Below are 20,668 nucleotides of genomic sequence, written 5' to 3'. Positions count from 1 at the left end.
ACACCTTATGACTGGAAATCGATTATGAAAAAAACACGGCTCTCCCACCCAGTCAAAGCACTGGCCCTGGCCTTCGGCTTATTCAGCGCCAGCGTTTTCGCCGCTGACGCACCGCTGAAAGTCGGCACCACCGCCGCCTTCGCGATTCCCTTGGAAGCTGCCGTCGCCGAAGCCGACAAGCAAGGCTTGAAGGTCGAACTGGTGGAGTTCACCGACTGGATCGCGCCCAACGTCAGCCTCGCCGCCGGCGACATCGACGTGAACTACTTCCAGCACATCCCGTTCCTGGAAAACGCCAAGGCTGCCGCCGGGTTCGACCTGGTGCCGTATGCGCCGGGCATCATCAATAACGTTGGCCTGTATTCCAAGAAGTACAAAAGCTTCAACGACCTGCCTCAGGGCGCCAGCGTGGCGATCGCCAACGACCCGATCAACAGCGGTCGCGGCCTGCAACTGCTGGCCAAGGCCGGTTTGATCACGCTCAAGCCGGGTGTGGGTTACAAGGCCACCGAAGAAGACATCATCGCCAACCCGAAGAAGATCAAGATCCTGCAAGTGGAAGCCGTGCAGCTGGTGCGCGCCTATGACGACGCCGATCTGGTGCAGGGCTACCCGGCCTACATCCGCCTGTCCAAGACCTTCGATGCCGAGTCGGCGTTGCTGTTCGACGGCCTCGATCACCCGGAATACGTGATCCAGTTTGTGATCCAGCCCAAAAGCAAAACCGACCCGCGCGTGATCAAGTTCGTCGACATCTACCAGCATTCGCCGGTGGTACGCGCCGCGCTGGATAAATCCCTCGGCAAGCTCTACCAAGTCGGTTGGGAAGATAAAAAATGACCGCCGCCAACGCCCAACTGCGCGACGTGGGCACCGCGCCCAGGGACGCCAAGCAGACAGCGCTGCACCCGGACCTGAACCGTGCCCATGTGCGGTTCATCAACCTGGGCAAAACCTATGACGCCAGCGTGCATGCCTTGCAAGGCATTGACCTTGCGATCCAGCGCGGTGAGGTGTTCGGCATCATCGGCCGCAGCGGCGCCGGCAAATCCTCGCTGATCCGCACCATCAACCGCCTGGAGCAACCCAGCAGCGGGCGCGTGCTGATCGATCAGGTGGACATCGGCGAGTACGACGAAGACCGTCTGGTCGCGTTGCGTCGGCGCATCGGCATGATCTTCCAGCACTTCAACCTGATGTCGGCCAAAACGGTGTGGCAGAACGTCGAGCTGCCGCTGAAGGTCGCCGGCGTGCCCAAGCTGCAGCGCGAGCAAAAGGTGCGTGAGCTGCTTGAACTGGTGGGTTTGCAGGACAAGCACAAGGCTTATCCCGCGCAGCTGTCCGGCGGGCAGAAACAGCGCGTCGGCATTGCCTGTTCGCTGGTGCACGACCCACAGATTCTGCTGTGCGACGAAGCCACCTCGGCACTCGACCCGGAAACCACCCAGTCGATTCTCGGCCTGCTGCGCGACATCAACAAACGCCTGGGCCTGACCATCGTGTTGATCACCCACGAGATGGCGGTGATCCGCGAAATCTGCGACCGCGTGGTGGTGCTTGAGCACGGTCGAATCGTGGAGCAAGGCCCGGTGTGGCAAGTATTCGGCAACCCGCAGCATGAGGTCAGCAAAACCCTGCTGGCGCCGCTGCAACACGGGCTGCCGGAAGAACTGCAAAACCGCCTGCAACCCACCCAGACATCGGCCGACGCCGCGTTGGTGCTGCGTTTGCAGTTCACCGGCAGCGCCACCGACGAACCCGACCTGGCCGCGCTGTTCGGCGCCCTTGGCGGACGCGTGCGCTTGCTGCAAGGCGGCGTGGAACGGATCCAGGGCCACGCCTTGGGGCAATTACTGCTGGCGGTCAATGGCTCGCCACACAACGCACAAGCACTGCGCACCCTGGCCGGGCGTTGGGCGCAACAGGTGGAGGTGCTGGGCTATGTGGTTTGATCGTTTATTGCAGGGCGCCATCGACACCCTGTTGATGGTTGGCGTGTCGTCGTTGATCGCGCTGTTGGTGGGTATTCCGCTGGCGGTGTTTCTGGTCACCAGCGACAAGGGCGGCATCTACCAGGCACCGGCGCTGAACCGCGTGCTCGGCGCGTTCGTCAATCTGTTCCGCTCCATTCCGTTTCTGATCCTGATGGTGGCGCTGATCCCGTTCACCCGGCTGATCGTCGGCACCACCTACGGCGTGTGGGCGGCCGTTGTGCCGCTGACCATCGCCGCCACGCCGTTTTTCGCGCGGATCGCCGAGGTGAGCCTGCGCGAAGTGGACCACGGTTTGATCGAAGCCGCGCAGGCCATGGGCTGCCGCCGCTGGCACATCATCTGGCACGTGCTGTTGCCGGAAGCGCTGCCGGGGATTGTGGGCGGGTTCACGATCACGCTGGTGACCATGATCAACTCGTCAGCCATGGCGGGCGCCATCGGCGCAGGCGGCTTGGGTGACATTGCCTACCGCTACGGCTATCAGCGTTTCGATACGCAGATCATGCTCACCGTGATTGTGTTGCTGGTGGTTCTCGTCGCGGTGATTCAGTTGGGCGGCGATCGCCTGGCTCGGGTGCTGAACAAGCGGTGAGGTATAGTCGGGCGATCTCAGCGCCCGGTATTTCCCCCCATGACCCTCAAGCCCGACGACCTCAACCAGATCACTTCCATCACCCTCGGCCACTACAACAAGGTGGCCGAGGACTTCCGTGAAGGCACCCGCGATCACGATGTCAGCCAGAACATCGACGCGCTGCTGCGCCATATCCAGGGTACAGCACCGTTTACCGTGCTGGATTTCGGCTGCGGGCCGGGGCGTGATCTGCAGACGTTTACACGCATGGGCCATATTGCCGTCGGGCTCGATGGCTCCGAACGGTTTGCGCAAATGGCCCGCGAGGACAGTGGCTGTGAAGTGCTGCTGCAGGACTTTCTCAAGTTGGACCTGCCGACCGAACGCTTCGACGGGGTGTTTGCCAACGCGGTGTTGTTCCATATTCCCAAGCAGGAGCTGCCACGGGTGCTCAAGCAGTTGCAGGGTGCGCTGAAGCCTGGCGGCGTGCTGTTCAGTTCCAACCCGCGCGGTGAAAACCTGGAAGGCTGGAACGGGCCCAGGTATGGGTCTTATCACGACCTCGCGGCTTGGCAGGCACTGCTGACGGCGGCCGGGTTTGTGGAGCTGGAGCATTACTACCGGCCGGCCGGGTTGCCTCGGGAACAACAGCCTTGGTTGGCGAGTGTGTGGCGCAAACTGTAGATGTTCGTCGTCTGGCCCGGCTCTATCGCCGGCAAGCCCGCTCCCCCATTTGGAATGCATTTCCATGTGGGAGCGGGCTTGCTCGCGAAGGCGTCAGCGGCCCCGCTAATCCACCTGATACACCCTAGGTTTCTCACCCTCGACCAACGCCGTCACACTCTTTCCCGCATACCCTTCTTTGTCCCCTGCAGCAAAATTCGCCACCAACCGCGTGCCATCGGCAAACGTGGTCTGCTGCACCTGCCGATCGGCCGTCAGCCAACGAAAATCGGTCATTGCCTGTGTCGCCAAGCGCTCATGCAACGGCCGAAAAAACCGGTCCTGGCGCTGTATCAGCGGTATGCGCTGCTTCAGGGTCGCGGCACTCAGGTGATACAGCGGCGGCACGTTGTACAGCAGTTGGGCCAGCTCGTTCTCAGCCCGCACATTGCTCAGCTTCAGGCTGTCGAACAGCCAATGGTGAGTGGTGATGACCGAGCCGTGGAACACCGCCTGATACAACGGCAAGCGCATGGACGGGTCGAAATACACGGTGCGAAATGGCTCATTCAACGGCACCGTTTTGAAGAACACCGCCGGTTGCTCCGGCGGATACCAGTTGCCGACGTAGTAGGGCGATTGTTTATCCTTGGTCATCGCGCGATCACCCCAGCCGAGCACTGGCGTCTGCATGCCGTGGGCAAACAGAATGCCTTGGGCAGTGACCGCATTGCCGTCTTCGGAACCGGCGGGCAGCTTGAGCACCGTGTTGAGCCAGCGTGACGCGTCGATATTGCCTTCAGCGTTTTGCGCCTGGGTCATTTCGGCGCCATTGCGGTAGCTGTCAAAGACCATGCTGGTCGCATAGGCATCCAGGAACCAGGCGTTGAAACCAGCCTTGGCTTGCACCGCTTTCACCCGCGCTTCCAGTAACGGCCGCACGCAGCGCGGGTCGGTGTAGTGGCCGGATTGTTGAAAGCCGGTCTTGAGTTTGCCGTCTTTCAAGATGATGGCGCAGTCGCGATAAGCCGTGCTGCCCAGGTGGGCGGTGGTCCAGTCGGGGTTTTCGGTGGTGGACAAGGCCGTTTCATAGGAATCGTACGGCGCCATCAGGTAACCCGCCTTGACGCCCGCCTGAATCGCTTCGGGGTGCCAGAGGCCGCCTTCCCAGCCTTCGCCCAGGGTCAGCAGCAGGCGCTTCAACCCAGCATCTTGCAGCGCCTTGACGGTCTGGGCCGACAGCGTGCTGCCCCAGGTCTCGGGGCTGTGGCTCAAGGCGCCGGCAAACGCTGTGGCCAGTTCACGGCGCAGTACGCCATAACCGTCAGCCAGCTTGAGCATGTCCGGCTCGTCGGTGGCCTGCCAGGTTTGCCGGGCCTTTTTGTTGATCGCCGCGTTGAGCCCACGCAGCAAAACCGTCTTTTGGTAGCGATCCAACGTGCCGGCCTGCGTCAGCACCTGCGTGGCCTCTTTGTCCAGCAAACCCTTGAGTTCGTGGCCGCGCAGCACCTTCACCAGCAGCGGCCAGTCGCGCACATCCTCCGGCCCTAACAGGTCATTGCCCCACAGATAGACGTGGCTGGCACCCAGCAGCTTTTCAGCCTCGGGGGTCTGGCGCAGCTTGTCCGCCAGCGGTTCATAACGCCCCTGCGCCACCAGCCACTGGCGGTAGCGCTTGGCCCCGGCCAACGGGTCGGCATCGCCCAGGTGCAGGCGCAGGGTCATCGGCGCGGCGGCCTCAAGACGGGTGAATTCATGCGCCATTGAAAGCGCCAGCCCGCCACCGTCTGCCTGCCATTGCAGGTGGTTGTTATAGGGGTTGGTGAGCAACCAGTTAAGCGTGAAACGGCCATGATCCACGCCCCATAACGGCAGGCTGAGATCCTGCGTGGTATTAACCTCGCCTTGATCCAGCAAAAACGAGTTCCACACGGCGTTGCCGGCGGGCACGTAATGCCCTTCGGCCAAGGGCCAGATCAAGCCTTTGCCCATCGCCTCGGCGGGTTGGCGCAGCAGCGCCAATTGGCCCGGCTCGCGCGCGTTGATGGTCAGGACAAGGTCGCGCTGCTCAAGGCGCGCGCTCAGCTGGTAGGCGCCGCTGTCCCACTGCCAGGTGGCTTGCCCGGCATCGGCCTGCACACCGGTGACTGCGTGCGCCGCCACACCGCTGGAAGCCTGCACTGCGGCCTCGCCCGCCGGGGTAACGCGCAGCGCCAGCGTGGCGGGGTCGAGTTCGACCCGCCAGAGGGCGTTTTCCAGCACGGTGCCAGCGAAGAGTCGGGGAGACAGCAACAGGCAAAAAATCAGCACTAAACGGCGCATGACACGGGCCTTCCAAAACGGAAACAGGCCCGGAGGGTAAAGCACTTAATGCCAGACAACTGTAGGGAAAGTGTTTCCAGGAGCCTTCCCACATCCTTGCAGGAAGGCGCCGAGGGTCAGGCCTGTTCTTTTTTCGGCTCGCGAATCTTGTACCAGGCCACATAAAGCGCTGGCAGGAACAACAGCGTCAGCAAGGTGGCGATGATGATCCCGCCAATCATCGCGTAGGCCATCGGTCCCCAGAACACTTCCCGCGCAATCGGGATCATGCCCAGGCTGGCTGCCGCAGCGGTCAGCAGGATAGGACGGCGCCGGTGCTCGGTGGCTTCCACCACGGCATCCCAAGGCGTGTAGCCGTCGCGCTCGTAGGCATCGATCTGCGTCACCAGAATCACCGAGTTGCGGATGATGATGCCGATCAGCGCCAGAATGCCGAGGATCGCCACGAAGCCCATGGGCGTGCCCGTGGGGATCAGCGCCAGCACCACGCCGATCAGCCCGAGCGGCGCGACACTGGCGACCAGGAACATCTTCTGCACACTGTGCAGCTGGATCATCAGGAACGTGGCCATCAGGAACAGCATCAACGGCACCACTTTGGCGATGGGGCCTTGGGCCTTGCCGCTTTCTTCGACGGTGCCGCCGGTGGCGACTTTGTAGCCTACCGGCAGGCCGGCGCTGAACGTGTCGATTTCGGGCTTGAGTTGCTTGACCAGGTCGGTCGGTTGCATCTCATCACGCACCGAAGCCTTGACGGTGATGGTTGGCTTGCGGTCGCGCCGCCACACCAGCGGCTGCTCCAACTCATACCGCACGGTGGCGAAGGCCAGCAGCGGAATCGAGGTGCCATTGGGCGTGACAATCTGCAGGTTCTGCAAGGTTTCCGGGGTGCCGCGCTCGGCGTCTTCGGCGCGGCCGACCACGTTGATCAGGTAGATATCGTCGTGCACTTGGGTCACCGATGCACCGCTGACCACGCTGTTCATCAACTGCGCCACGTCTTCCGACGACAGCCCCAATTGCCGCGCCTTGTCTTGGGCGATGTCCACGCGCAGCACTTTGCCCGGCTCGTTCCAGTCGTAAATGATCTCGCCCAGGTGGGTGTTTTTATCCAGCAAGGTCGCCAGTTCAATGGCGTGCTTGCGCACCTGATCGGTGTCCTTGCCAGACACGCGATACTGGATCGGCCGCCCGACCGGCGGGCCCATTTCCAGGGGCTGCACATAACTGCCGATGCCGACAAAGTCATCGCGCAGGCGTTTTTGCAGGCGCGCAATCAACGCGCCGCGCTCTTCCAGACCTTTGCTGACGATCACCAACTGCGCGTAGTAGGGGTTTTCCAATTGCTGGTCGAGGGGCAGGTAGAAACGAATCGCACCCTGGCCGATATAGGTGCTCCAGCGCGCAATATCCGGATCGTCCTTGATGATCGCCTCAAGGCGGTCGACCGCCTTGCGCGTTTCGTTGATCGAGGCGTTTTGCGGCAGGTTGAGGTCGACGAGAATTTCCGGGCGATCCGATGACGGGAAAAACTGGTTCTGCACAAACTGCATGGAGAACACCGACGCCGCAAACAGCCCCACGGTGATGCCGATGGCCCACCAGCGGTTGCGCATGGCCCAGAGCATGCCGCCATTGAATGCGCGACCGATGCGCCCAGGCTCTTTGTTTTCGGGCTTAACGTTGGCGCTGAGGATATGCACGCCAATCACCGGCGCAAACAGCACCGCCACCACCCACGACACCAGCATCGCCACGGCAATCACCGCAAACAGCGTGAAGGTGTACTCGCCCGCCGAGCTGGCGTTGAGGCCGATAGGCACAAAGCCGGCGACGGTCACCAGCGTGCCGGTGAGCATCGGGAACGCGGTCGAGGTATAGGCGTAGGTCGCCGCCTGTTCTTTGGTTTCGCCTTTTTCCAGGCGCGTGATCATCATCTCCACGGTGATCATCGCGTCATCCACCAACAGGCCGAGGGCGATGATCAACGCGCCCAGCGACACGCGCTGCATGGTGATGCCGCTGTATTCCATGAACACGAACACCAGCGCCAGCACCAACGGAATCGAGCACGCCACCACCAACCCGGCACGCATGCCGAGGCTGATAAAGCTCACCACCAGCACGATGATGACGGCTTCAAACAGCGCGCTGGTAAAGCCGCCGACGGCCTCCTCCACCACCTCTGCCTGGTCGGAGACTTTGTGCACGCCAACGCCCACCGGCAGGTCAGCCGTCAACTCATCCATGCGTGTGTGCAGGGCCTTGCCGAAGGACTGGATATTGCCGCCCTTCTGCATGGCAATCGCCAAGCCAATGGCCGGCTTGCCATTGAAACGGAACATCGGCCGCGCCGGATCGACGTAGCCACGGCTGATGTCGGCAATGTCGGCCAAACGGTAAAAACGGTCATTGAGGCGCAGGTTGACGTTGGCCAGGTCCTTTTCGGAGGCAAACTGCCCCGAGGTGCGCACCGAAATCCGCTCCGGCCCGGCCTCGATTACCCCGGCCGGGGTCACCGCGTTCTGCGACTGCAGGCTCTGTACGACCTGGCGCTGGTCAATCCCCAATGCTGCCAGTTTGCGCGTGGAGAAGTTCAGGTAGATCACTTCGTCCTGCTGGCCGATCATCTCGACCTTGCCCAGGCCCGGCACCGAGCGGATTTCGGCGCGCACTTGCTCGACGTAATCACGCAGTTGGCGCATCGACAGGCCGTCACCGGTAAACGCGTAGACCGAACCGAACACGTCACCGAATTCATCGTTGAACGACGGCCCCTGCAAGCCCTGGGGGAAAGTGCCGCGAATGTCATCGATCTTCTTGCGCACCTGGTACCAGATATCCGGAATCGCCTTGGCGCTGGTGGTGTCTTTGAGGAACACGAACACCGTGGACTCGCCCGGTCGCGTGTAGCTTTTCACGTAGTCGAGGGAGTCGAGTTCTTCGAGTTTTTTCTCGATGCGGTCAGTGACCTGCTTGAGGGTTTCTTCCTGGGTCGCACCCGGCCAGCGGGTCTGGATCACCATGGTTTTGATGGTGAACGAGGGGTCTTCCTCGCGGCCAAGGTTCATGTAGGAGAACACGCCCATCAGCAGCGCGACGAACATCAGGTACCAGACGAAGGACTGATGCTTGAGGGCCCAGTCGGATAAGTTGAAGCTCCCTTTCATCGCGGGCTGTCCTCGTCGATTTTGACTTTTTGCCCAGGCTTCAGGCTGTTCACGCCAGCGGTGACAATGCGCTCGCCGGGGTTGACGCCGCCATTGAGCACGGCGCTGTCGGCGTCGCGGCTGACCACCGTGACGTCACGCGGCTGCACGGTCTGGCTGTGGGTGTCGAGCAGCCAGATGCGGGTCTTGCCATCAACTTCCTGCAAGGCGCTCACCGGCAGTTGGATGCGGGGTGCGATGGCGGTGCTCAAGGTCACGCTGATAGCGGTGCCCAGGCGGAAGGCTGGCGGTGTTTCGGTCAGGGTCAATCGCGCACGCCGGGTGCGCGTTGCGCTTTGGGCCTGGGGTTCGATCTCACGCACGATGGCGGTGGTGTTGACGCTCGGGTCGAGTTGGCCAGCAACCACAAACACCACATCGGTGGGCAGGCGCTCAGCCAGACCGGCCGGCAGGTCGATTACCGCTTCCTTGATGTCCGGGCGCGCGAGGGTCACCACTTGCTGGCCGGCGCTGACGACCTGGCCAGCCTCGGCGTTCCAGGCGGTGACGATACCGGCGTGGTCGGTGCGCAGTTCGGCGTAGTTGAGCTGGTCCTTGGCCTGGTTGACCGAAGCCTTGGCCTGGTCGAGGGTGGCCTGGGTGGTTTTCAGGTCGGTCTGGGCCACGTCCAGTTGAGCCTGGGCGCCGACACCACGGTTGAACAATTCCTGCTGGCGGCGGGCGTTGGCCTGGGCGTTGATGAACTGCGCCTGCACGCGGGCGAGGTCGCCTTGGGCGGCGCGCAATTGGTTTTGCTGATCGGTGGGATCGAGCACGGCAAGCAAGGCGCCCTTCTCCACTTCAGCACCCACGTCCACCGCGCGGCGCGCGATACGGCCGGGTACGCGAAAGCCCAGGTTACTTTCATAGCGGGCCTGGATGGTGCCGGCGAAGCGGCCGAGGTTTTCCTGGTCTTCGGCTTTGACTTCCATCGACAACACCGGGCGCACGGGCTCGGGCGGCGGTTCTTTCTTGGAGCAGGCGGCCAACAACAGGCTGGCGGCGAGCAGAGCCGTCAGGCGCTTCATGGCTGGGCTCCTTGCTGGGCGATCTCGACCAGCATGCCGGGGTGCAACAATTGCCCGCCGGCCACCACGACTTTTTCGCCGCCTTTAAGCCCCTCGCCAATAATGACTTTGCCGGTGAGGTAACGCGCCACGCTGACCTTGTGCAATTGCGCCTTGCCGTCACCGTCGATCAGCCACACGGCGGGTTCGTTGAGGTCTTTGGTCAAGGCCGACCACGGCAGCTCGATGCTGGCCTTGGCCGGGCCGTTGGCGGTGGCGCTGACCACCGAGCCCAACTGCATGCCCTTGGGCAGCGATTGCAGGGCGATTTTGACTTGCACGGTGCCGGTATTGGCCGCCACCGCCGGCGTGACCTCGCGAACCTTGCCCACGGCCTTGATGTTCGGGTTGTCCAGCAGGCTGACCGTGATCGGTGCATCCGGCGGCGGCTCTACCAGCAGCGATTCATAGACATTGAACACCGCATCACGATCGCCATCGGTGGCCAGGCTGAAAATCGGCACGGTGGCCTGCACAACCTGGCCGACTTCCGCCTGGCGCGCGGTAATCACACCGGGCGCATCGGCGATCAGCGAGGTATAGCCGAGTTGTTCACGGGCGTTGGCGAGCTGGGCTTGCGCGGCGGCCAGGGCGCTTTGGCTGCTGCGCAGCGCGGCCTGGGCGGCGTCGTATTCGCTGCGGCTGGTGTAGCCCTTGGGCAGCAGTTTTTCCTGGCGAACGAAGGCGGCGGCGGTTTGCTTGACGCGTGCCTGCTCAGCCACGACCTGGGCCTGCGCGGAATCGACGTTGGTCTGCAGGTCCTTGGGATCGAGCTTGGCCAGCACTTGCTTGGCGGTCACACGGTCACCCACGTCGACCATGCGCTGGATGATTTTGCCACCCACGCGAAAGGACAAATCGGTTTGCACACGGGCCTGGATATCGCCGGTCAGGGTGACTGCCGCGGCAAAATCCGCCGGCTGCACAGTCTGCACAAAAACCCGCGAATGCGCCTTGGGCTCGGCCTTTTCCTGACCACAGCCGCTCAGCAGCGCCAAGAGGCCAAGGCTGAGTAAAACTATCGAAGTGCGACCGCCCATGCAGGCTCCTTTTGCGTGATGCCGACTTGCCAGTGTGTATGCGACTGTGAGCTTAGATCAGGGTTCCTTATCTGCATGGAGGATCCCATACTCCAATGGTTCCCACGTCGACTGAATACCTATGTTGAAAACCCTGGCGGTGGCCAATTACCGCTCGATCAATAAATTGGTGGTGCCCCTGGACCGGCTGAACCTGGTCACCGGCCCCAATGGCAGCGGCAAGTCCAACCTGTATCGCGCCTTGCGCCTGCTGGCGGAAACCGCCCAAGGCGGCGTCATTAATGCGCTGGCCCGTGAAGGCGGGCTGGATTCAACCTTCTGGGCCGGGCCGGAAACCATCAGCCGGCGCATGCGTGAGGGCGAGGTGCCGGTGGAGCCTACCGTACGCCAACGCGTGAAACGCTTGCGCCTTGGGTTCGCCGGGGAGGATTTCAGTTATGCAATTTCCCTTGGGCTGCCGGAAACGACCTCGTCGTACTTTTCACTCGACCCAGAAGTGAAAAAGGAATGCATCTGGGCCGGCCACATTTACCGCCCCGCCAGCCTTTTGGTGCAACGCTGCGGACCGATGGTTCGGGCCCGAGACGGGCGCACCTGGGATGTCGTGGCCCAGCACACGCCCAATTACCACAGCCTGTTCGATCAGGTGGGCAGCCTGCGCGGCTCGCCGGAGGTGTTGCTGCTGCGCGAAAGCATTCGTGGCTGGCGCTTTTATGATCACTTTCGCAGCGACGTGGACGCGCCCGTTCGCCAACCACAATTAGGCACGCGCACGCCGGTGTTGCACCACGACGGGCGCGATTTGGCCGCGGCGTTGCAGACCATCCGCGAAATCGGCGACCCCGAGGCATTGCAGCGTGCGGTCAGCGATGCATTCCCCGGCGCACGCCTGAATATCCAGCCGTTGCAGGGCGGGCGCTTTGCGATTGAGTTTTATCAGGAAGGCTTGCTGCGGCCATTGTCGGCGGCCGAGCTGTCGGACGGCACCTTGCGTTATCTGCTGTTGATCGCGGCGCTGCTCACGCCAAGGCCGCCGACCATGATGGTACTGAACGAGCCGGAAACCAGCCTGCACCCGGATTTGCTGCCGGCGCTGGCGCGTTTGATTATCCAGGCATCCCAGCATTGCCAGGTGTGGGTGGTGTCGCATGCCAGCCGGTTGATTGCGGCGTTGCAGCAGGATGAAGGGTGTAATTCGATTGTGTTGGAGAAGGTGATGGGCGAGACACGGATTGTGGGGCAAGGGATGTTGGATGCGCCGGCGTGGCATTGGCCGGAATAAGTGGTGATTGCACCGGCCTCTTCGCGGGCAAGCCCGCTCCCACATTAGCCAGTATTCCAAGGTTGGAACTCGGTCAAAGGTGGCAGCGGGCTTGCCTGCGATAGGGGTAGAAGGTGGCATTGGCCGGAGTAGGTGCAGTGACTGCACTGGCCTCTTCGCGGTCAAGGCCGCTCCCACATTAGCCTGCATTCCAAGGTGGGAACTCGGTCAAAGGTGGGAGCTGGCTTGCCTGCGATAGCGGTGTGACAGTCAGCGCGGGATCAACCCTGCCACTTACCGCCCTCAACAATCACACTCTCAGGCTTGGTGTCATCGCTCAGCTCTTTACGCACATATTGGTCGTACAGCTTGAGCAGGAACTTCTCCTCACCCAACTTCGCCAACTCGGTATTCACCCAGTCGCGCAGTTCGATGTTGCCCTTCTTCACGGCTGGCGCAATCGGTGCTTCATCACCGAGTTTCTCTTCCAGCACGCGGTAGCCCGGGTTCTGCTTGGCCCAGCTGAACAGCACCAGGTTGTCTTGCGCGTACGCATCGCCACGCCCGGCCGACAGCGCCTGCAGCGACTCGGAGTTTTTCTCGAACTTGAGCAGCTTCCAGTCCGGGTGGTTTTTGGTCAGCCAGATATCGGCGGTGGTGCCGGTGGTGACGATGGTGGTGCGGGTGGCCAGGTCGTCCAGGCTTTTCACCGAGCTGTCCTGCGGCACCAAAGCCTGTACCGCCACTTTCAGGTTGGGATTGGTGAAGTCCACCGCTTCCTTGCGCTCCGGCGTTACGGTCATGTTGGCAAGGATCAGGTCGACCTTGTCGCTCTGCAGGAACGGAATACGGCTGGCCGGTTCGACGGCGACGAATTCCACCTTGTTTTCATCGCCCAACAGGTCCTTGGCGAATTGGCGGCCGATGTCGGTATCAAAGCCGACGTAACGACCGGCTTCGTTCACAAAACCGAATGGCGGTTTGTCGGTGAATACGCCGACGATCAGCTTGTCCCGCGCCTTGATCTTGTCGATGTAGCTGGCGGCCGCAGCCGCAGGTTTGGCAGGCTCTTCGGCCTTTTTATCGCAGCCGGCCAGTAAGGCGACGGCAAACAGTGGCAGCAGTAGTTTTTTCATATCAGCTCCAATTCCTTGGTTTTCTTGGGCAGTGTTGAAACAAAGGAGAACTTCTCCAGGAACTGCTGCGCGCGTGCGGTTTGCGGGTTCGTAAAGAATTCTTCGGGGGTGTTGTGCTCAAGGATGCGACCGGCCTCCATGAACACCACGCGGTCGGCGACGGCGCGGGCGAAGGCCATTTCATGGGTGACGATCAACAAGGTCATGCCGTCGCGGGCCAGACCTTGAATCACTTCCAGCACTTCCTTGACCATTTCCGGGTCGAGGGCGGCGGTGACTTCGTCAAACAGCATCACTTGCGGGTTCATGCACAGCGAACGGACGATGGCGATGCGTTGCTGCTGACCACCGGACAGCTGGCGTGGGAAGGCGTCGCGCTTGTCGGCCAGGCCAACGCGTTCGAGTAATTTTTCCGCTTGGGCACGGGCTTCGCGAGGCGCGCGTTTTTGCACTTTCAGTGGGCCGAGCAGGATGTTGTCGAGCACGCTCATGTGCGGGAACAGGTGGTAACTCTGGAACACCATGCCCACGTCCTGGCGCACCTGGCGCCAATCGGTATTTTTGTCCAGCAGCTCTTTGCCGGCAAAACGCAGGCTGCCGCTGTGCGCCACTTCCAGGCCGTTGAGGCAGCGCAGCAAGGTGCTTTTGCCGCAGCCGCTGGGGCCGAGGATCACCACCACCTCGCCGCTTTGCACGCTCAGGTCGATGCCCTTGAGCACCTGCTGCTCGCCGAAGAATTTGTTGAAAGCCTGGAACTCGATCAATGCGCTCATGCTTGGGCCCAGCGCCGTTCCAGCACCTTGGAGGCGGCTGACAACGGGTAGCAGATAAAGAAGAAAAACAGGAACAGCACGCCGTAGATCAGTACTGACTCATAGGTGCGTTCGATGATTTGCTGGCCAACCTTGATCACGTCCACCACGCCGATCAGCACCGCCAACGAGCTGGTCTTGATGATGCGCGTGTAGACGTTGATGGTTGGCGGCGTCATGCGCTTGAGGGCCTGGGGCAGCAGCACGTAGCCGTACAGCTGCGGGTCGGACAGGCCAATCGACAACCCGGCCTCGCGCTGGCCACGCGGCAACGAATGCAGCGCGCCACGGACCACTTCGCCGACCTCGCTGGCGCCCCACAATGACAGCACCAGCACCGCGCACCAGAAGCTCGGAATGCTCAAGCCAAAGAAAATCGGCAGGCCGAAAAACAGCAGGTACAACCACACCAGCACCGGGATCGCGCGAAACAGCTCCAGGTACACCCGCAGCACCGCGTTGATCAGCGTGTTATTGAGCGTGCGCAGCACGCCGTACAGCACGCCGCCGACGGTGCTGAAGGCAATGCTCAAAAATGAAATCGACAGCGTTTGTGCAGCGCCCTTGCCCAGTTGCGGCAACGACACCCACAACAACTCAAGACCCGAACTGGCCATGCTGGAGCCTCCTTTCCAGGCGGCTGAGCAGCAGCGACAGCGGCAAAAACAACAGCACGCAGATCAGCGTCAGCACGGCGAGCATTTCGTAGGTTTTGTAGTAGAGCGCGATGTAGCTCTTGGTGGTGTAGAGAATCTCCGGCACCGCCACGGCCGACACCACCGTGGTCTCCTTGAGCAGAAAGATGAAATTGGCGAACAGCGCCGGCAGGCTGAGGATGCCGGCTTGAGGCAGGATCACATGGCGCAGCAGCTGCCAGTCGGACAGGCCGATGGACTTGCCCGACTCGATCTGCGCCAGCGGCACCGCCTCCACACCGGCGCGCAGCACTTCGGTGAGGTAGGCGCCGCCGAGGAAGGTCATGGTGATGATCGCCGCCCAGAACCCGGAGATATTGAACCCCAGCGCCGGTAAGGCGAAGTACACAAAAAACAGTTGGATCAGCAGCGGCGTGTTGCGCGCCAGCTCCACATACAGCGCCACCAGGCGCGACAGGTACGGCGTGCGAAACACCAGCAGCGCGGCGTTGATCAGTGCCACCAGCAACGAGGTGGCAATGGCGATCAGGCCCACTTGCAGCGTCACCCCAACGGCGCTGAGAAACGCCGGCAGGGTGCTGAGGATAAAAGCGAAATCGAAGGTCATCTTGAGTCCATGACGCCGCAAGGGTAATGCAGCGGGCGCAGTCCGGTCCGGCGTGGGTAACGCCGGGTAGCGCGAACTTTAAAGGTATAAAAAGCAAAATTTAAATACCCAAATAGCATATTGATATCACCCAAAAAGATAACCGCCGGATTCGCGGGTTGTCCGGGTGACGGCTAGGGTTGGGGGGTCTGAGATTCGAGGGATTGAACCATGAACGAAGTGAAACCGATTGATCCGCAGGAGCTGGTGAAGTGGTTGATGGCGTTGCGCCGGGCGATCAATACACAGAACAGGTAAGCCTGCGCCAATCAAATGTGGGAGGGGGCTTGCCCCCGATAGCGGTATGTCAGCCACAGATGCATTGACTGAACCCCTGCTATCGGGGGCAAGCCCCCTCCCACATTTTTATTGCATTCCAAACTCCAGGCATAAAAAACGCCGACGCTATGTGAGCCGTCGGCGTTCAAACCTTGAAGGGGGTTTTGTTTACATCAGAACGCAGGCACTACCGCGCCTTTGTACTTGGAATCGATGAACGCTTTGACTTCAGGGCTGGTCAGGGCCTTGGCCAGCTTCTGGATAGCGTCGCTGTCCTTGTTGTCCGGGCGTGCCACCAGGAAGTTCACGTACGGCGACTTGGCGTCTTCGATGATCAGTGCGTCTTTGGCTGGGTTCAGGCCAGCTTCCAGCGCGTAGTTGGTGTTGATCAAGTCCAGGTCAACCTGGTCCAGCACGCGTGGCAGCAGCGCCGATTCCAGCTCTTTGAATTTCAGGTGTTTCGGGTTGCTGGCGATGTCTTTCGGCGTGGCCAGGGCGTTGCTTGGGTCTTTGAGGGTGATCACACCGGCTTTCTGCAGCAGCAACAGGGCGCGGCCGCTGTTGGAGCCTTCGTTCGGGATGGCCACGGTGGCGCCGTCCTTCAACTCAGAAATGTTCTTGATCTTTTTCGAGTAACCGCCAAAAGGCTCAACGTGCACACCGATCACAGTGACCAGGTTGGTGCCCTTGCCCTTGTTGAAGTTTTCCAGGTACGGCAGGGTCTGAAAGTAGTTGGCGTCCAGACGCTTCTCGGCCACTTGCACGTTAGGTTGCACGTAGTCGGTGAATACTTTGATCTCCAGGTCCACGCCTTCTTTGGCCAGGGTCGGTTTGACCAGTTCAAGGATCTCGGCGTGCGGGATCGGCGTCGCGGCAACCACCAATTTCTCGTTGGCCCGGGCGAAGCTTGCAGTCAGGGCAGCCGCCAGTGCGGTAAACAACAGAACCTTTTTCATGCAGTGTCCTTATCGAAATTCCGGGGCGTCTCTGACGACCGTTTTTATGGTGTGCCAGCGAAGTGCTATCGCGGCGTGGAGTGGACAATACCTAGATTTTTTATTCCCGAACAATATCTTTTATTCACTTTGATATTCCATTTTGCTCATGTAGCTGCTGTTCATTTAGAAAGCCGAGCAAGGTTTGCCGCTCGGCGGCGCTGGCACTCGCGAAGATCCGCTGCACCTGTTCCAGTGGCGAGCCCGCCACCGGCAGGTTGAGATGTTCGGGCAAAATCTCATCACCACTGCTCACGAGCAACGCAAAGTGAATAACGTTTTCCAGTTCGCGGGTATTGCCCGGCCAGCTGTGGAGTTCCAACACACGCTGGGCGGCATCACTGATCAGCGGCACCGGCAGGTCCAGGCGCTGGCTGTAGATGCCGAGAAAATACTCGGCCAGGGACAGGATGTCGCCGACCCGCTCACGCAAAGCCGGCAGGTCGAGCCGGCCTTCACTCAAGTAATGGAACAGGCGCTCATGAAACTTGCCCGCCGCCACCGCCTGGGCCAGGTCGATGCTGGTCGCCGCCACCAGGCGCACATCCACCGGGCTGGGCTGGTGGGCGCCGACACGGGTGACTTCGTGATTTTCCAGGGCGGCGAGCAATTTCACCTGGATCGGCAACGGCAAGTCGCCGATCTCATCCAGGTACAAGGTGCCGCCGTTGGCCGACCCGAACCACCCGGCCCGGCTGCTCGCCGCGCCGCTGTGGCTGCCGGCCGCGTAGCCAAACAGTTCGGCGTCGGCGTAAGTGGGGCTGATCGCGCCGCAGTTGACCGAGACAAACAACCCGGTGCGGTCGCTGCCACGGTGGATATGCCGCGCCAGCAGTTCCTTGCCGCTGCCGGTCTCACCGCGAATCAACACCGGCAAGGCGCGCGGCGCCAGGCTTTCCAGGTCTTCACGCAATTGGCGCGAGCGCGGGTCGACAAACACCAGGGCCTTGGCACGGATGCTCAGCGGGCTTTTTTCGGCGTCGGGGAAGGTCAGCAAGGGCTGGCCGTAGGTTTCATGCAGACTCATGGCAGGCTCCCGCCCCAAATCCACTCAGGGACGGGGCGTTGAAAAATGTTCAGGCAGTACGCCGGGCGTGGTGCTCAAGGCGATTTTGCAGGCGATAGAGGTAGGCGAAGCCCTGCTCCCAGCGCTGGTGGCCGGACTTCACATTGATATGGCCGGCGCCGGACAGAATCCCGGCCTCCGCGCCCCAATTGCGCGCCAGTTCCAGGGCCCGCGGGGCGCTGACGGCGCTGTCGTTGTCGGAGCTGACCATTTGGCTGGGAAACGGCAGCAGGTCGCTCGGGATCGGTGCGAAGTTGCGCAAGGCCGGTGAGCAGGCCGGGCGTTCGACATCCGCCGGAGCCACCAGCAAAGCACCGCGGACTTGACGCAGAAAGTGCACCGGCGCAGTGGCGGCCCAATGCGCGACGGTGATGCAACCCAGGCTATGGGCGATCAGGATCACCGGCGTGCTGTCGGCGGCGATGGCCTCGGCGAGTGCGGCCACCCAGTCTTCGCGACGCGGCGTCAGCCAATCGGCCTGCTCCACCCGCGCGCTGTTGGGCAGGCTGTTCTGCCAATGGGTTTGCCAATGATCTTCTGGCGATCCTTGCCAGCCCGGCACGATCAGATAACGAATCGACTCGCTGTGCATGGGTGTGCCCTCCTGCAGCGTTTAACGTTGCTGACCAGTATAGGGACGGGGGTTATATTCGTTAAGGAATAAGAAGCTATTTATTAATAACCAAAAACTCAAAGACGCAGAAGATCAAAAGGTGGGAGCGGGCTGGCTCGCGAAGGCGGTTTATCAGTCAGCGCATCTGCTACTGACCCACCGTATTCGCGAGCAAGCCCGCTCCCACATAGACCTCATTTCGCATCGAGCTTCAATGAAATCTCAGGCAAAAAAAAAGGCCGCACCCTGCCAAGGAGACGGCCAAAAAATTGTCGCGGCATTTGAAACTAACGTGCAGTAATCACCGACAACTTGGTAATCCCCGCGCGTTCGATAGACGCCATGGCTCGCGCCACTTCGCCGTAGTTCACGCCATTGTCAGCCTGCAGTTGCACCCGCACATCGGGGTCCTTGGCCTTGGCCGCCTGCAGATTGAACTCCAGCAGGTCCGGCTGGATTTCGTCCTTGTTGATAAACAGTTTGCCGGCGCCGTCGATACTCACCACCAGCGGGTCTTTCTGCTCAACCGGCGCCACGGCTTCGGTCTTGGGCAGGTTGATCGGGATCGCGTTGGTCAACAGCGGCGCAGTGACGATAAACACCACCAGCAGTACCAGCATCACGTCCACCAGCGGCGTCACGTTGATCTCGCTCAGCACCTCGTCACTGTCTTGCGTGGAAAAGGCCATCTCAGGACGCCTCCTTCACTTTCTGCGGGTTGCCGGCTGCGTTCTTGGTCAGCGCAGGGTGCAACAGCACGCGGAAAGAGTTTTTCTGCGCCAGGCTGTAGAAATCGTGGGCAAAGTCGTCAAGGTCAGCAGCCGTCAGCTTCAAACGACGCAGGAAATAGTTGTAGACCAGCACCGCCGGCACCGCGACGGCAATACCGACACCGGTGGCCACCAGCGCCGCACCAATCGGGCCGGCCACGGTTTCCAGGCTGGCGGAGCCGGCGGCGCTGATGCCTTTCAACGCTTCCATGATCCCCCACACGGTGCCGAACAGGCCGATAAACGGCGAGGTGCTGCCGATACTGGCGACCACGGCCAGGCCGGTTTCCAGCGAGCGACGCTCACGCACGATCTGCTGACGCAGGGCGCGTTCGAGGCGGTCCTGGTGGTTGATGGCCTGGCTCAGGTCCGCAGCGTGCGGCGCGTCACCCACCTGGATCGCGGCATAACCGGCCTGGGCCACACGCGCTGCGGCGCCGGGCTGGGTGTCGGCCAGTTCGGCGGCCGAGTCGAGACTCGACGCCGCCCAGAACTGTTTGTGGAATTTGCGATCCTGGGCCTTGAGGCGACCGAACTGCACGCCCTTGAGCAAGGCGAAGCCCCAGGTGGCGACTGAAAAGGCCACCAGCAGCCAGATCACCGCGCTTTCGATGGATTCAAGTGGAGATGCTAATGCCATGATGTTTTCCCTCTGTGCAGGTCGCGACGTGTCCAACACACCGCTGCCGAATAGTTAGTGAATCTTGAAATCGATCGGTACGCTGACCCAGCCGTCCTGGGCCACATCGCCCTGCTTGGCCGGCACGAAGCTCCAACGCTTCACGGCGGTCAGTGCGGCGTCATCGAGTTGCTGACGACCGCTGCTTTTCTGAATCTGGATCTCGCCCGGCTTGCCGCTGGCCAACACATGCACCCTGAGCAACACCGTGCCTTCCCATCCGCGACGCTGGGCCAGTGACGGGTACTCCGGCGCCGGGTTCTTCAGGTACGCGGCGTTTGCCGAAGCGGGTGTAACCGGTGCCGGCGAGGGTGGCGCGGCTGGCGCGGGCGGTGCAGGTGGCGCCGGCGTCGGTGGCGCGGGCGGCTGCTCGACCGGTTTCGGTGCAGGCTTGGGCTCGGGCTTGGGCACCGGCTTGGGTTTAGGCTTGGGAATCGGTTTTGGCGGCGCCGGCTTGGCGGCCAATTCATCCACAACCGGCGGCGGTGGCTCGACCACAGGTGGCGGTGGCGGCACGGGCGGTGGTGGTTCAACCACCGGCGGCGCCGGCTGGGAAAATTCGATCGTCATCGGCGGGATTTCCGGCGGCACAATCGGCAACACCGGCGTCGGCTTCTGGCTCACCCAATAGATCACCGCGCCGTGCAGCGCCAACACCAGTAAGCCGAGCAGAAGCCCTTCGCGACGGCTCGAGAAGCGCTTCGGGGTTTTCTGCAAACGCAATTGCCCCAACGGCGCGCGATGCGGCCGGCCAAGGTCGACCAACTCACCACCCGGTGCCTGGCGCCATTGCGCCTCGGGTGCACTGGCGGCGGTCTGGACATTGCCCATTGATTCACTCCCTACGGTTTTCACACAAAAAAACCGACAGGCCTGCCTTGGCGGC

At 61.6% G+C, this 20,668-nt stretch carries 19 protein-coding genes; 5 read left to right on the top strand and 14 right to left on the bottom strand.

The annotated features are described in order from the left end of the window. The first annotated feature begins 24 nt into the window (after window positions 1–24). The 4 genes from AACU78_RS19705 to AACU78_RS19690 are packed head-to-tail and all read left to right on the top strand — an operon-like array spanning window position 25 to window position 3,252. Entirely contained in the window at window positions 25–840 is an 816-nt protein-coding gene (locus AACU78_RS19705) for a MetQ/NlpA family ABC transporter substrate-binding protein (RefSeq protein WP_106577389.1), read from the top strand. Continuing rightward, on the top strand, window positions 837–1,952 hold the full coding sequence (locus AACU78_RS19700; protein ID WP_106577388.1) for a methionine ABC transporter ATP-binding protein: 1,116 nt from the start codon (window positions 837–839) through the stop codon (window positions 1,950–1,952). Before AACU78_RS19705 ends, AACU78_RS19700 begins: the two co-directional genes overlap by 4 nt. Next, window positions 1,942–2,586 (top strand): methionine ABC transporter permease, encoded by a 645-nt coding sequence (locus AACU78_RS19695; protein ID WP_056858169.1) that lies wholly within the window; start codon window positions 1,942–1,944, stop codon window positions 2,584–2,586. The genes AACU78_RS19700 and AACU78_RS19695 overlap by 11 nt, the downstream gene beginning before the upstream one ends. 39 nt (window positions 2,587–2,625) lie before the next feature. Further along, on the top strand, window positions 2,626–3,252 hold the full coding sequence (locus AACU78_RS19690; protein WP_106577387.1) for a class I SAM-dependent methyltransferase: 627 nt from the start codon (window positions 2,626–2,628) through the stop codon (window positions 3,250–3,252). A gap of 105 nt (window positions 3,253–3,357) precedes the next feature. Here the strand turns inward: AACU78_RS19690 and AACU78_RS19685 are convergent, their stop codons facing one another. The 4 genes from AACU78_RS19685 to AACU78_RS19670 form a co-directional block, all read right to left on the bottom strand. Continuing rightward, window positions 3,358–5,553: a glycoside hydrolase gene (locus AACU78_RS19685; protein WP_106577386.1), complete on the bottom strand. Its 2,196-nt coding sequence runs from the start codon at window positions 5,551–5,553 to the stop codon at window positions 3,358–3,360. Between the two features lie 116 nt (window positions 5,554–5,669). Beyond that, window positions 5,670–8,723: an efflux RND transporter permease subunit gene (locus AACU78_RS19680; RefSeq protein ID WP_106577385.1), complete on the bottom strand. Its 3,054-nt coding sequence runs from the start codon at window positions 8,721–8,723 to the stop codon at window positions 5,670–5,672. Beyond that, window positions 8,720–9,790: an efflux RND transporter periplasmic adaptor subunit gene (locus tag AACU78_RS19675; RefSeq protein WP_106577384.1), complete on the bottom strand. Its 1,071-nt coding sequence runs from the start codon at window positions 9,788–9,790 to the stop codon at window positions 8,720–8,722. The genes AACU78_RS19680 and AACU78_RS19675 overlap by 4 nt, the downstream gene beginning before the upstream one ends. Next, window positions 9,787–10,869 carry an efflux RND transporter periplasmic adaptor subunit gene (locus tag AACU78_RS19670; protein WP_106577383.1) on the bottom strand — a complete coding sequence of 361 codons (1,083 nt, stop codon included), beginning with the start codon at window positions 10,867–10,869 and terminating at the stop codon, window positions 9,787–9,789. The genes AACU78_RS19675 and AACU78_RS19670 overlap by 4 nt, the downstream gene beginning before the upstream one ends. Window positions 10,870–10,990: 121 nt before the next feature. Here AACU78_RS19670 and AACU78_RS19665 point away from each other — a divergent pair, with 121 nt between their 5' ends. Beyond that, on the top strand, window positions 10,991–12,151 hold the full coding sequence (locus AACU78_RS19665; protein ID WP_106577382.1) for an AAA family ATPase: 1,161 nt from the start codon (window positions 10,991–10,993) through the stop codon (window positions 12,149–12,151). A 260-nt stretch (window positions 12,152–12,411) separates the two neighbouring features. Here AACU78_RS19665 and AACU78_RS19660 read toward each other — a convergent pair whose 3' ends face one another. The 10 genes from AACU78_RS19660 to AACU78_RS19615 form a co-directional block, all read right to left on the bottom strand. Next, entirely contained in the window at window positions 12,412–13,266 is an 855-nt protein-coding gene (locus AACU78_RS19660) for a transporter substrate-binding domain-containing protein (RefSeq protein WP_106577381.1), read from the bottom strand. Further along, complete coding sequence (locus AACU78_RS19655; RefSeq protein ID WP_106577380.1) at window positions 13,263–14,039, bottom strand: amino acid ABC transporter ATP-binding protein; 777 nt, start codon at window positions 14,037–14,039, stop codon at window positions 13,263–13,265. The genes AACU78_RS19660 and AACU78_RS19655 overlap by 4 nt, the downstream gene beginning before the upstream one ends. Beyond that, window positions 14,036–14,695: an amino acid ABC transporter permease gene (locus AACU78_RS19650; RefSeq protein ID WP_032884905.1), complete on the bottom strand. Its 660-nt coding sequence runs from the start codon at window positions 14,693–14,695 to the stop codon at window positions 14,036–14,038. The genes AACU78_RS19655 and AACU78_RS19650 overlap by 4 nt, the downstream gene beginning before the upstream one ends. Beyond that, entirely contained in the window at window positions 14,676–15,341 is a 666-nt protein-coding gene (locus AACU78_RS19645) for an amino acid ABC transporter permease (RefSeq protein WP_106577379.1), read from the bottom strand. Before AACU78_RS19645 ends, AACU78_RS19650 begins: the two co-directional genes overlap by 20 nt. Window positions 15,342–15,832: 491 nt before the next feature. After that, on the bottom strand, window positions 15,833–16,615 hold the full coding sequence (locus tag AACU78_RS19640; protein ID WP_106577378.1) for a MetQ/NlpA family ABC transporter substrate-binding protein: 783 nt from the start codon (window positions 16,613–16,615) through the stop codon (window positions 15,833–15,835). A gap of 124 nt (window positions 16,616–16,739) precedes the next feature. Then, the gene (locus tag AACU78_RS19635; protein WP_106577377.1) at window positions 16,740–17,681 is read right to left on the bottom strand and encodes a sigma 54-interacting transcriptional regulator; all 942 of its coding nucleotides are present in this window, start codon (window positions 17,679–17,681) and stop codon (window positions 16,740–16,742) included. A gap of 49 nt (window positions 17,682–17,730) precedes the next feature. Beyond that, window positions 17,731–18,312: an alpha/beta hydrolase gene (locus AACU78_RS19630; protein WP_106577376.1), complete on the bottom strand. Its 582-nt coding sequence runs from the start codon at window positions 18,310–18,312 to the stop codon at window positions 17,731–17,733. Window positions 18,313–18,620: 308 nt separating this feature from the next. Next, a complete protein-coding gene (locus AACU78_RS19625) occupies window positions 18,621–19,022 on the bottom strand; it encodes an ExbD/TolR family protein (protein ID WP_106577375.1) in 402 nt (133 codons plus the stop codon). 1 nt (window position 19,023) lies between these two features. Then, the gene (locus AACU78_RS19620; protein ID WP_106577759.1) at window positions 19,024–19,746 is read right to left on the bottom strand and encodes a MotA/TolQ/ExbB proton channel family protein; all 723 of its coding nucleotides are present in this window, start codon (window positions 19,744–19,746) and stop codon (window positions 19,024–19,026) included. Window positions 19,747–19,797: 51 nt separating this feature from the next. Then, window positions 19,798–20,613: an energy transducer TonB gene (locus AACU78_RS19615; RefSeq protein ID WP_106577374.1), complete on the bottom strand. Its 816-nt coding sequence runs from the start codon at window positions 20,611–20,613 to the stop codon at window positions 19,798–19,800. Between the last annotated feature and the right edge of the window lie 55 nt (window positions 20,614–20,668).

Origin of the sequence: Pseudomonas sp. R9.37 (assembly GCF_963878885.1) — a bacterium.
Taxonomy (GTDB): domain Bacteria; phylum Pseudomonadota; class Gammaproteobacteria; order Pseudomonadales; family Pseudomonadaceae; genus Aquipseudomonas.
Note: the sequence above shows the minus strand (reverse complement) of the source record. Positions and strands in the feature narration are given on the sequence as shown.